Consider the following 12,415-nt stretch of genomic DNA (forward strand, 5'->3'; position numbering starts at 1 on the left):
CATTGGGGAGGCCTATGACAGCTCAAGGGTATGTGCATGCATGGGAACATTATAAGGACGAGCTTCAATTACTAGATAAAAAGCTAGAGCTCCTCTATAAGCGCCGTCAAAAGCTTACGCCTGATCCGCAGACGGATTCATTCCGCGGTATGTTTGTATCTGAGGACGAATTTATTCGTCTTATTGGCGGATTCAGTCGTGATGAAGAGATCGATGAGGACGAGCAAGAGCTGCTAGGAATGATAGAGCTGCTGGACAGCGCAATCGCGAGTCGCCTTGCACACAGCCGTAAGTCAGGCGTTTTTCTGCCTTTGGCTTATTTGTCTACCATCTTCGGCTTTTCATCCATAGAAGAGCGAATCGTCATGCTGGGGCTGGCTGTGGAATTGGATCGGAAATATGAGCGTATTTTCGGCTTTTTGTTGGACGATTTAACTAGCAAAACGCCTAATATTAGCTTGGCGCTGCAAATTGCTTGTCAAAGTCCGGAGGACATGCGGGCTGCGCGTACGACCTTCATGGCACCGGACGGCAGATTGGCGCGCTATGTGCTGCATCCAGACGCACTGGTCGTCAGCGGTCAATCGTTGTTGTCCAGACCTTTGCTGTTGGATAAGCGGATTGTAACCTTCCTGCTAGATTCGGGCGAGTTAGATCCCAAACTCAAACCAGCGGTACAGATCGCCTATCCGGATGATGAGATCTCGCCATTGCTTGTCCAAGAAGATTTTCAGCAGCGACTGCGCAGCTTTATTGCCGACGTGTATGAGGCGCCCGTGGCTGAGCGCAAACGCCTTGCTTTCCATCTATGGGGGAATGCGGGCGCTGGCAAAAAGCTGCAGGTGAAGCATCTCTGCCGCTCCTTCAATAAGCCGCTGCTGCTTGTAGATCTCGCAGATGTACAGCTCCATGCGGCAAGTTTTGAAGATCAGATCAGCGCGATTATACGCGAAGCGATACTTCATCAAGCCGTGCTGTGCTTTACACGGCTGGAGGTACTTTACCCCGCAGAGCCGGATCTGGCTGCGCAGCAGCGGCTCGGGCGGTTTCACGAGCTGCTGGGCGGCTACGGCGGCATGGTGTTTTTGTTGGCCGGGCGGTTCAACCGGCTAAGCTGGAAGCCCAAGGAGCGGCTGCTCCTTGAGCATGAACTTGCCGTGCCGGACGAAGGCGGACGCGAGCGCCTTTGGCAGGCATTCGCGCAGGAGCTCGGCGTCGCTGGCGATGTGGACTATCGGGTGATGAGCGGCAAATTCCGCTTCACCCCTGGGCAAATACGCCGCGCACTCACGCTCGCGCGCGGGTACTCCTCCTGGCAGATGGCATCTGCCGGGGAGGGCAGTTCAGGCGCGTCGCTGCGCAGCGACGCGCTGTATAAGGCATGCTACCAGCAGGTGCAGCACAAGCTGGAGCGCAAGGCAACGCGCATTGAGCCTCGCTATGGGTGGGGGGATGTGATCCTCCCACCCGAGCAGAAGGATCAGCTCCGCAATGCGTGCAATCAAGTGAAATATCGCGGCGTCGTGTACAGCGATTGGGGCTTCGAGAAGAAGCTGGCCTACGGCAAAGGGCTCAGCATGCTCTTCGCTGGGCCGCCGGGCACAGGGAAAACGATGTCGGCGCAGGTCGTAGCTGGGGATTTGCAGCTTGAGCTATACAAGGTGGATCTCTCCCAGGTGATCAGCAAATACATCGGTGAAACCGAGAAGAACCTGCACGAAATCTTTGAAGAAGCACAGTTGAGTAATGCGGTGTTGTTTTTCGATGAGACGGATGCACTTTTCGGTAAACGTTCCGAGGTGAAAGATTCACACGATAAGTATGCGAACATTGAGACTGCGTATTTACTCCAAAAAATGGAGGAATATCAGGGTATCACTGTGCTCGCAACCAATCTATTAAATAACATTGATGAGGCCTTTCTGAGGCGGATCAATTATGTCATTAAATTTCCATTTCCGGATAGCGAATATCGCGAGAAAATCTGGCAATCTATGTTTCCTCCAGCAGCGCCGCTTAACGATGATGTTGATTTCAAATACCTCGCCCAGCGCTACGAGATTGCAGGGGGGAATATCAAGAATGTCGTCCTCTCTTCTGCTTTCTTGGCGGCGGAATCAGGCGAATCTATCCGGATGCAGCATATTATCAAGTCGATCCGGCATGAGCTCCAGAAATCAGGTAAAATCCTCGCACGACAAGAGTGGGAGGATTACTAAAACAGTAGACAAAGGACAATCTTACAACTTTTTGTGAGATTGTCCTTTGTCGGTTTTATACACCATTTTTCAGTCAAATATCGCCATTTTCTGGGACAAAAAGCACAAATAAATACTTGAATCCTATAGTCAACCTGAAGGTTTACATTTATAATAGAAAAAGATACACAATGTGACAGTTTAAGCATCTTTTTTACAAGATTTATAGGTATTTAGAGGCAGGAAGTGACACTCATAGGTAATTATTCTGTCATCGCAGATGTAAGTGCATCTTTAGTAAAGCTACTTAGAGAAAACATGACCCCAGATCCCATTCCGCAACCAGAAATGATTGGTCTTGCATCACCTGTAGATAAAGGTGACTTCTATCTTTCTCTCTATCTATACAATGTTCGTGAGAGCGGCAACAATCGTCAAACTCATATGATTGCTAGAGGGACGAACGAAATTCAGTTTCCTCCTATGGTTGTCGATCTAAGCTATCTAGTTACCGTGCAATCGCCGGCTGAACTCTCATCCCGAGCATTGGATGAGCATCGGATTCTAGGTAGAGCCATGCAGGTGTTCTACGACCATTCTATCCTTCGGGGTTCGATGACGGTAGGCACATTAGCTGAGCAAGATGAAGAAGTTCGCATCGTCATGGATCCTTTCAAAGGTGAAAGCCTTATGAATATGTGGAATTTCTCGGACACCCCATACAGACTCTCAGTCGCCTATACGGTCGGGCCTGTACATATTGACTCTACGCGTATCAAAACAACAAAAAGGGTTTCGGAAACCGATTTTCGTATTCAAGGTTAGGAGGATTCCACCCGTGGATCAGATTCGAATATCACAATTGAGATCCCGAGTTTCCCTGGTTGTGTGTGTGATTGACGCACTCACCTCTCAAGCTCCTCTTGGCAACAAGACCACAGTTCACCTAGAAGGCACCCGTTCGAAAGCAATTCGCAAATCGAATGGTTCCTATATATTCAACGATTTATCCCCTGGCGAATACCGGTTAACGGTACATAGCGAGTATTATTTTCAGGCATGGAAAGACATCTCTGTTGGTACACATAATGTTATTGAAGTTGTCCAAATGAAACCATTACCATCGTACCCATTTTCTCAAGGAGCAGGACTTATTCGAGTCATGCTGCAGAATGCTGCAGGTGCTCCGATTCGCGATGCTCACTTACAGTCAACCGTGCTGACGGAGGACTGCGCGCGCGCGCGTTTAATGGTTGATCAAGCAGACAAAGGCGCAATTGAAATGACCTTAGGCTCATTTACAGGAGGCATTGTGGCTGGCGATGTGTATCTGCTGCGTGGGAGAGGTTCTCAAGCGTCGGAGGAGTTCATTCGGATTTCCGAAGTACTGGAGCACCAGAAGCGGTTTCGACTATCGACGCCATTAACCAAATCGTATTCGCGTGGCGCTATGCTGCTGCCTGTGCAAGAAACCCGAAGTACAGAGCGTGGAGAAGCTGCTATTGCTTTTCGTGGGAATCGGATTCCAACGTTTCTTACGGAGTTAGTCATTTCGTATGGGACCGACGGCAAGCACACTATCCAGGATCTCGCAGTAGCTGAAGGAACAACCACCAATCTTGGCACAATACGTCTCTCGTAACCCTAATTAGTAGAATGGACACGTCCATCTTCTATACAAAAATGACAAGCAGAAAGGAGAGAACTGGTTTCATGTCTGTGGCTTTATTTTTCATGTAAGCAGTGCCACTGACAGAACTGGGGAACAATGGCTGACTATTTATCACCTGGAGTCTATGTGGAAGAGTTTGACAGCGGAGCACAACCGCTTGAAGGTGCAAGCACAAGTACGGCCGGGTTTATAGGGCTTGCGCAAAGAGGGGAAATTGAAGGTGTCCCTCAACTGGTTACGAGCGTAGCTGATTTCCACCGTTTATTCGGTAGCTACTTGTCCGAGAATGAATTCGGCGAATATCGTTTCCTTTCCTATGCGGTAGAGCATTTCTACTTAAACGGAGGTAATCGTTGTTTCGTTATGCGTGTAGCGCCAACTGACGCGAAAGTAGCAACGAACAAAGCGGCTTCGAATAAAGAATCAGCAATTCTTGAGATTGCTTCCAAGAACCCTGGAACATGGGGGAACCAAGTCCGTCTCGTTGTTGTGCCAGCTAGCAAAGCCAAGACGCAAATCTATGAAGTGCTTAGCGAAACACAATATCGCGTGAAAAACAATGCTGGCTTTAACGTTGGCGACGTAGTTGCTTTTGAAGCAGCAGGCGCGAAGCAATACAGCAAAGTAGTCGCTTCCCAAGATAACATTATCGAGCTGTCTGTGGCACTTGAAGGTGATGTTGTTGATAGCGGATTACTGCCAGCTAAAGTATTGACGACAAGTGAATTTACACTTCACGTGTTCTACGGTGACGAAGCTGAAACGTATGAGAAGGTATCCCTGAACATCACGGCAGCAAATCACATTGAGAAAATCATTTCCCGTTCAAACATTATTACGGTAAAGGATTTGACAGAAGGTCAAGATCTTGGCGCAATCGCTCCTTTCGAGGTGCTTTCCGGCGAGAACGAAACAACTGGCAAATTCCAAATCGCATTGTCTGGCGGCAGCAACGGTTCCATCGCGAATGTAACACCTGATATTTTCATGGGTGTTGATCGTGGTCCTGGTAAACGTACAGGGATTCAGTCCTTCATCGATAACGATGTTGTGTCCATCATTGCGATTCCAGGAGTAACTGAGCCGACGGTTCAATTATCCCTTGTGGCGCACTGTGAAAACTTGGGCAGCCGCTTCGCAGTTCTCGATATTCCACGCGAGAAAACCAAAGTTGCCGATGTTATGACACACCGCAACATCTTTGACAGTTCTTATGCGGCTATGTACAACCCATGGTTGCAAGTTTTTGATCCATTAGACAAACGCAATATTTACATACCGCCATCTGGCTCTGTCATTGGTATTTACTCCCGTTCCGACCAATCTCGTGGCGTGCAAAAAGCGCCTGCAAATGAAGTCGTTCGCGGTGCAGTTGGCCTAGATTGCCAATATAACAAAGGCGAGCAAGATATTCTGAACCCACAAGGCGTTAACTTGATCCGTCATTTTGCTGGACAAGGTATTCGTGTTTGGGGTGCTCGTACAACATCGTCGAACGGTTTATGGAAATATGTGAACGTTAGACGTTTGTTCATCTTTATTGAAGAGTCCATCAAGAACGGCACAAACTGGGTTGTCTTTGAACCGAATGACGAACAGCTTTGGGCACGTGTACAGCGGACGATTGATGCGTTCTTAACGCGCGTATGGAGAGATGGTGCTTTGATGGGCGGAAGTCCTTCTGAAGCGTTCTACATCAATATTGGTCGCAGCACAATGACACAGGATGACATCGATAATGGTCGACTCATCTGCGTAATCGGGGTTGCACCGGTGAAACCTGCCGAGTTCGTGATCTTCCGCATTACTCAGAAAACAAGAGAAGAATAGTCTAACGTTAGATATTACGCATATTAGGAAAGGGGTATACTATGGCTGGCGAACGTAGGGATCCATACCGCAATTTTAGATTTAGAATTGAAGTTGAAGGTATTCAGCAAGCTGGATTCAGCGAAATTTCTGGATTTGATGCTTCCCTTTCGGTAATTGAATACCGTGAAGGAAACGAAACTATCACGCCTCGGAAGCTTCCGGGACTTGCAAAATATGGTAACATCTCATTGAAATGGGGAGTTACAGACTCCATGGATATGTACAACTGGATGTCAGAGTCCATTCAAGGCAAAATCTCCCGCAAAACGGTCACGATTATCGCGATCAACGAAGAGGGCGGAGATGTTGCAACTTGGCAGGTTATCGAAGCATGGCCATCCAAGTACTCAGCACCTAGCTTCAAAGGGACTGGGAACGAAGTTGCCATCGAGAGCTTGGAGCTTGCTCATGAAGGTATGACACGTACGAAGTAATGTTCAGCTAGAGTAGGTGCCGGAGCGAATACCTCCGGTTCCTAACTCTTCTTTTTGTTAAAATAGAACAATTTATTGTCAAGGAGGTAGCAACAACATGGCTTTCAAAACAGAATATGAATTTGAACTTCCTAGAGGGTATGTGGATGACAATGGTACGCTTCACAAAAGAGGTGTCATGCGTTTAGCGACAGCTGCGGATGAAATTTTACCCATGCGTGACCAACGTGTTCAGCAAAACCCAGGCTATTTAACCATCATCCTGCTTACTCGTGTCATTACAAATTTAGGTGATTTGCGTGCAATTGATACACGTGTTGTTGAGAAATTCTTCACAGCAGATCTTGCATTCCTACAAAATTTTTACCGTCAAATTAACGAAATGGACGTGCCAAGGGTTCATACGAGTTGCCCAAAATGTGAGCACGAGTTTGATGTGGATGTGTCTTTTTTGGACGAGATGGCGTAACGGGCTATCCCATTGACAAAATATATGAAGAAGTAGGCTTTATCGCTTACTACTTTCATTGGTCACATGATGAAATTATGTCCATGGAACACCGTGAACGCCGCACGTGGTGCGAGGAGATTTCCCGCATCAACCGCAATTTGAATGAAGAAGGCAAAAAACAGCCAGACAATCCGTTTGATGTGTTTCGGTAAGAGGTGAGTAACAAGCAATGGCAACTAAACCATCCAAATTGCATAATGTAGGCGGCAACTTTCGTTTTCTCGTTGAGCTTGATGGACTAATCGTCGGGGGTTTCTCCGAGGTGACAGGCATGAAGTCTGAGATCGAAGTAAAGCCGTATTGGGAAGGTGGCTTGAACACCCATCCACACTACATGGTCCAACATACGAAGTACCCGAACATCGTGCTCAAAAGAGGCATCAGTAATTCCAGCGAGTTATGGGATTGGTACAACAACGCTGCTCAAGGCAAAATTAGTCGTAAGAATGGCTCTATTCTTTTGTACAATGTTGAAGGTAAAGAAATGTGCCGTTGGGAATTTACAAGTGCATTTCCCGTGAAGTGGAACGGGCCGGACCTTAATGCGAGCAGTGCGAATGTCGCGATTGAGTCGATTGAGCTAGTGCACGCGGGGTTGAAGACGATTTTCAAGAAATAAGTAGGAAACTCAAGTACTAGTATAAGCATGTGCTTACGATGCTAGTTTTGCTAAAGCAAAACTTTTAGGGGGATTGTTCATGAAATCTCGACAATCGCATAAACCCCGTGGAAAGCAGAAAAAGGGTTCGTTACGCTTTGCTGAAGGTCAGCGCACCACAACTGTCGGTCAGACTTCTCGTCAGGCGAAGCAATTTGCTTCTGGTATTATGGGAAAGTATGGATTCGATCGGAATAACTATTTAGGCATGTTTGCTCTTATTTTTAAAGGTAAGGGATTATTAACTGACAAAGAGTTAGCATCCATTCAGAACCCAAGTGATCGTGCATGGATCCTACAATTGCAGCTACAGCTGCAGAGCTTAAAGCATCCAGAATCTGCACATTTGATCACGAAGCAACAAACGATTCAACACATACAGAAGTTAGTGGAACAAAGCGGCTATCGTCTGCCGAAGCAGGTCCTTTTAGAAGAGAAGAAACAAGAAGTCGAACGTTTGTCCTCCGAACCGGCGCCAGCATCTGCCGATATGCCAGTCAAGAAAAAGAGAGGACGTAAAAGCAAGAAAGACAAGGAATTAGAAGCTCAACGCCTGATGCAACAAGCAAACGTTCATGTCGCTAAAGATGTTGATGTGAAATCTGTACAAGCAGGAATTAACGTCGTTAATAAACGCAATTCACCGATTATTCAGCGTTCGATGAGGCAGCTCGTTGCTTCGATAGGTATGCTAGCTCATTCTACGAGCAGCAAGATGAATCAACCGAGCCCAATGGTGAATGGCGCTCAACATACAGGTCATACAACGAACATTCAGCAGAAAACATTACAATTACTATATAAACAAGCATTGCGTGACGGGAATAGTCTGAGCCCAACTCGACCAATTAATAGTGACGGAAACACAACGGGTAAAGCCAATTATTCCAACGTTGCTGGGCATGTTGATGCGATTCGGAACACGTCCGTTTGGTTAGAACAATTCCAGGCTGGGAAGCTGATTTTGGGGCTGAGCGAAGATAATCTAATCGGAGCTCAAGCGTCTGAGCAGACAAGTCGGCCGGCAGCGCCATCGCTTTTGAAGGTCGCTAAGCTGGTCTTGCAAGAGGTAGCACAGACACCAATCAGTCATAGAGGAACGTCTCAGTCAGGTTCACCTATCGGTCGTAATGCTGATGTGCTAGGAACAAACTTTATAGAGGATAAGCCAATTGGAGCTAAAAGGTCTTTGAAGCTGGGCGAGGGTCCATTCTCGGAAGAGTCGTCTCCTGGTACGGTTCGATTTATCCGCAGTTTATTACTCAAACACGTTGAGGGTCAGGATGCGCAAGCTAAAAAGCAAGCTGCTGCTGACCAAGATGAGGCTAAGGATGCTTCACGCGTAAGTAGAAAAACATCTTCACTTGCGAAAGGATTCCTATCCGTAAGTGGGCAGCCAATGGCGATTAATGCTGCGAGTCTAACGTCGCGTTTACCTAGATCGATGCATGCTTCGGCGAGATCGGTTAGTCCTAGTCGCAGTGGGATAAGAGAATTTGATTCCAGTTCGACAAGAGTATGGCGCAAGATAAGTGGGCAAGAGGAAGCGGCGCAGCGACAGGCATCTTCCCATGGTTGGCAAGAGCAAGGCACTGGAACGATGGAAGTCGTCCAAAGACTGCAGCTAGAGCGTGATGAATTGAGATTACAGGTAGCTGAGTCCAGTAAGTTGCAAGGGATTGAGCAACAGCGGCTTCAAGAAGAAGGTCAGCAAAGACAAGAAAGACAAGAAAGACAAGAAAGACAAGAAAGACAGCAAGTACAAGCTAGAAGTGAGCGTTATGAACAGGTTGAACAACGAGAAGCGCAAAGACAGTATGGACTAGAATTGCAACAAGGAAAAGAACAGCACAATACGCAAGAAGAGCAACGAGTAACAGAGGGAGATGGCTTAACAGAATCATTGATTCTGCAGCCCATTGAACAACCCGTCAAGCGAAAGAGAGGAAGACCACGCAAAAATAGCGGGGTCATTCCGCCGACTCCAGAACCGGTGAATGTAACGGTTAATGGAACCAATGAACGCCTTTCAAGTCCTCTTGATGTTAGATTACAACAAGAGAATACGATACCTGAACCTGGGCCAATTCAAGTGCCGGAACAGGATGCGGCAGCTTCCAAACGAGTTGAGGTTGTGACAGCCTATCCAAGTCAGGTGTATACAAAGCCTGTACAGATGGAGAAGAGACGCCCAGCTCAGAAAATTCAAAGCAACGAGAGCTGGCTGCAGCAACTCGTTACCATACAAAGACAACCCTCTTCTGATGATTTCTTCATTAGGAGTACAAATAGTGTTAGTTCGAATAATTTTAAAAAGACTGATATAGGCACAGATGTACTAACTAAATCAACAAGTAAACTTAGAAACCAAAGCCTAAAACAGGAGCAAAGACGATCAGAAGGAATAGCCCAAAGTGTAATTCAGAAGAAGCCTGTGGTGCAAGCGGATGAAACCCTTCATACAGCTGCTTTGCATGGCAGACAAGTTGATAGCGATAAACTACTCCCGATAACGCAAGAAGATCAGCCGGAGAGCCAATCGCTAGCGGGGAAGAACAAGCGACCTGCAGGGGAATTAGCAGAAGAAATTGCAGCTAGAATTGCAGATGAAAGCATTCGCTCTATAGGAATTTTAATTCCTAGCTCAGCCAAGCAAAGAAGTGGAGATAGCCGAGAAGTTGCGCGTTTGTTTCGATCTTCTAATCGTCCATCTGAAGCAAGTACGAACGGTCTTGCAGGACATTCACAGCCAGGCTTCACTGAAGATAATATAAATTCGAATTCGCGAGGGATGACGGTCAAACAAACATTAGCTGCTGAGATTGCTACGAAGGCAGCACAAAGCAGCATGACTTATGTGAAATCAAGTAATCAAGCTATGGCTACGGATGGACCACGTCATCTTCAACGCAGGTTACTTAGACCAGCTATTTTAGTTCAAGATGGATTTAGGGATGTTCCAACAGAACCGTCGACTGAGAGCAGGAGAAGTAGTGGGGATATGGCATCAAGTGATATAAGATCGCTTGGGAATGAATTATTCCTTCATGAAACAACTAGCGTTCCTAATGGTAAATCTGCTAGTCTTTCAGCTCTGGATATGGTTAGGAGAGCTGGAAGTCAGTCGCGCGTTAATCGAGTGAGAGAGCAGCGAGCTACGATCCAGCGCAAGATTGATTTAGGACAGTTTATTTCACAACAAACAACGATTAGCTCCCAATTACAACCTTCTTCAGCAACAAGTGAGGGAAGTACTACGGTATCCCGTTCAAACTCTGCATGGGAGAGAAAGCAGTTAACACTCCGAGCAGGGCGAGTAGAGGATGGCACAGTAACTAGACGAGCAAGTGTTACCGATCATCCTAATCATGCTCAAACGGTTGAACCATCAAGTGTGACGGAGCAAAGGCTTCAAGAGAAATGGTCAAGTGACAGAGAGCACGACAACCAAAGCAGAAGCCCGCAAAGTAGGGTACAGTCACATGAATTCGTTAAAGGCGAAGTGGCAGAACAGCATTCAGTAATGGCAAATCAGATACAGGTGAATAGAGACACTGTAAAAGAGGAGCTTCAGCGTTCAGTTCTTGCTAATTCCAAGCAAACTGGCCTAGTAATAGATGGAGATATGAACACGCAGACGAGTCAACAACCAAGAGAGATTGTGCGTGGGCAGCGTATACAACGGTCATCTGAATTTGAAAATAGTAGCAGGCAATCGCGAGAGACTAGTAAAATTGGTAAGCTCGTTCAACGTTCATCAGGGATCGAGAATGGTATTCAAGCAAGAAGAACTAATCCAGCAACTACTGATAGTCTAGGTCGACCTAGTACAACAGATAAATTTCTTCGGAAAAGTCCTGGACAACTATCGTCTGGTAACGAGCTAAGCGGGAATGAGAGATTTATCTTAACAAATGAGTCTAGAGGAGTAAGATCAGCGAACTCTGCTCTGGAAGGTGCGAATCGGGGACAATTGTTAAGAGGCACAAGTGCTGGAAAGCTCATTCAACGAGCAAGTGAGACGAGAATTAGGCAGTTAATTGATCGTGTAACCCAAGATGGCAGTAGACAAGGTTCTAATCCAAGGAGTGACGAACTGGAAGCGTCACAGCGCAGCAGTGTAACTTGGTCTAAGATGCAGGCCGAGCACCTTCAGAGACGAGTTATCATCGATGATAGCGAGCGCGAGCCTAAGAGGGATGATCGTGGTTCGGAGAACCACTTGGAAGCGAATGGCTTCCAAGTGGATTCGGCGGAGCAAACCATAAGGGCTATGGTCAGCGCGCAGGTAGAAGAGCGCGCACAAGCTCTAGAGTCTGCGGCCGCTTCGCCTGCCGCAGAGGTAGTGACAGGCACGCGCGTTGCACGCGCGCCAAGTGCTCGCCAGAACGCGAGCATGACACCACGTGTCATGCCGCTGCTGGCGAGCAGCGCAGGAGCGCTTCGCGCTGCTCCTGCGGGCACGGCTGCGGCTGCCTCTGGCAGAGCCGCAGCACCAACAGCTGTCGCGCAGCGCGCCGCCAGCCTCACAAACAGCAGCAGCCAAGGCTGGGCTGCTGCTGCATTAACCAAGCCGCTGCCCACGCAGGTGCAGCGGCAAGCAAGAGCCGGCGGCGGCCCACAAGGCAACGCCGACGCTCAAGGCACGCTCGCGCAGAGCGTGCCCATGCTGCAGTCCCGAACGCAGCCACCCGCCATCGGCGCAAGTCATCAAGGCGCGCCTATGCAGTCTCATCTTACACCTGCAAGGCAAGAGCAGTTCGCATCACCAATCAGCATGCTGGAGCATAAACAAGCAGCAACTAGCCAGCTTGCAGATACACCACTTGAAATGGATTGGCTGCGCACCAAAGCCAGCGCAGATCAAGAAACATCACTAGCAGCACCAGTCGAACAGACACCACCAGAGCTAAGTGAAGAGCAGCTGCAAGAACTGATTAAGCAGCTCCCACAGCTGGATATCGCTAAGATTGCGGAGAAGGTATACCGCGAAATCGAGAAAAAGATGAAGTTCGAGCGGCAACGACGTGGTGTATGATTAGTAATTATGTGAATTGTTAATAACGTTAA

Annotated in this window: 9 protein-coding genes; all 9 read left to right on the forward strand. The window is 47.6% G+C overall.

Going from position 1 to position 12,415, the window contains the following annotated elements; genetic code table 11:
* The first annotated feature begins 14 nt into the window (after positions 1–14).
* The 9 genes from AC58QG_RS20800 (at position 15) to AC58QG_RS20840 (ending at position 12,383) form a co-directional block, all read left to right on the forward strand.
* The gene (locus AC58QG_RS20800; protein ID WP_497364042.1) at positions 15–2,219 is read left to right on the forward strand and encodes an ATP-binding protein; all 2,205 of its coding nucleotides are present in this window, start codon (positions 15–17) and stop codon (positions 2,217–2,219) included.
* A gap of 225 nt (positions 2,220–2,444) precedes the next feature.
* Positions 2,445–3,023, forward strand: coding sequence for a Pvc16 family protein (locus tag AC58QG_RS20805; RefSeq protein ID WP_497364043.1), 579 nt, complete (start codon positions 2,445–2,447; stop codon positions 3,021–3,023).
* A gap of 13 nt (positions 3,024–3,036) precedes the next feature.
* Entirely contained in the window at positions 3,037–3,840 is an 804-nt protein-coding gene (locus tag AC58QG_RS20810) for a peptidase associated/transthyretin-like domain-containing protein (RefSeq protein WP_497364044.1), read from the forward strand.
* Between the two features lie 126 nt (positions 3,841–3,966).
* Complete coding sequence (locus AC58QG_RS20815) at positions 3,967–5,700, forward strand: phage tail sheath family protein (protein ID WP_497364045.1); 1,734 nt, start codon at positions 3,967–3,969, stop codon at positions 5,698–5,700.
* 41 nt (positions 5,701–5,741) lie between these two features.
* Complete coding sequence (locus tag AC58QG_RS20820) at positions 5,742–6,176, forward strand: phage tail protein (RefSeq protein WP_056612231.1); 435 nt, start codon at positions 5,742–5,744, stop codon at positions 6,174–6,176.
* Between the two features lie 97 nt (positions 6,177–6,273).
* Entirely contained in the window at positions 6,274–6,645 is a 372-nt protein-coding gene (locus AC58QG_RS20825; RefSeq protein WP_497288639.1) for a phage tail assembly protein, read from the forward strand.
* A gap of 20 nt (positions 6,646–6,665) precedes the next feature.
* Complete coding sequence (locus AC58QG_RS20830; protein ID WP_312886413.1) at positions 6,666–6,839, forward strand: DUF6760 family protein; 174 nt, start codon at positions 6,666–6,668, stop codon at positions 6,837–6,839.
* A 17-nt stretch (positions 6,840–6,856) separates the two neighbouring features.
* Positions 6,857–7,306, forward strand: a complete 450-nt coding sequence (locus AC58QG_RS20835; RefSeq protein ID WP_497364046.1) for a phage tail protein — start codon at positions 6,857–6,859, stop codon at positions 7,304–7,306.
* Between the two features lie 79 nt (positions 7,307–7,385).
* On the forward strand, positions 7,386–12,383 hold the full coding sequence (locus tag AC58QG_RS20840; protein ID WP_497364047.1) for a hypothetical protein: 4,998 nt from the start codon (positions 7,386–7,388) through the stop codon (positions 12,381–12,383).
* The last annotated feature ends 32 nt before the right edge of the window (positions 12,384–12,415 follow it).

The organism is Paenibacillus sp. J22P169, from assembly GCF_059691995.1.

Excerpts from the sequence above, each read along its gene's own strand:
- AC58QG_RS20815 (WP_497364045.1), top strand. The coding sequence starts at position 3,967 with ATGGCTGACTATTTATCACCTGGAGTCTATGTGGAAGAGTTTGACAGC.
- AC58QG_RS20840 (WP_497364047.1), top strand. The coding sequence starts at position 7,386 with ATGAAATCTCGACAATCGCATAAACCCCGTGGAAAGCAGAAAAAGGGT.
- AC58QG_RS20800 (WP_497364042.1), top strand. The coding sequence starts at position 15 with ATGACAGCTCAAGGGTATGTGCATGCATGGGAACATTATAAGGACGAG.
- AC58QG_RS20835 (WP_497364046.1), top strand. The coding sequence starts at position 6,857 with ATGGCAACTAAACCATCCAAATTGCATAATGTAGGCGGCAACTTTCGT.
- AC58QG_RS20825 (WP_497288639.1), top strand. The coding sequence starts at position 6,274 with ATGGCTTTCAAAACAGAATATGAATTTGAACTTCCTAGAGGGTATGTG.
- AC58QG_RS20820 (WP_056612231.1), top strand. The coding sequence starts at position 5,742 with ATGGCTGGCGAACGTAGGGATCCATACCGCAATTTTAGATTTAGAATT.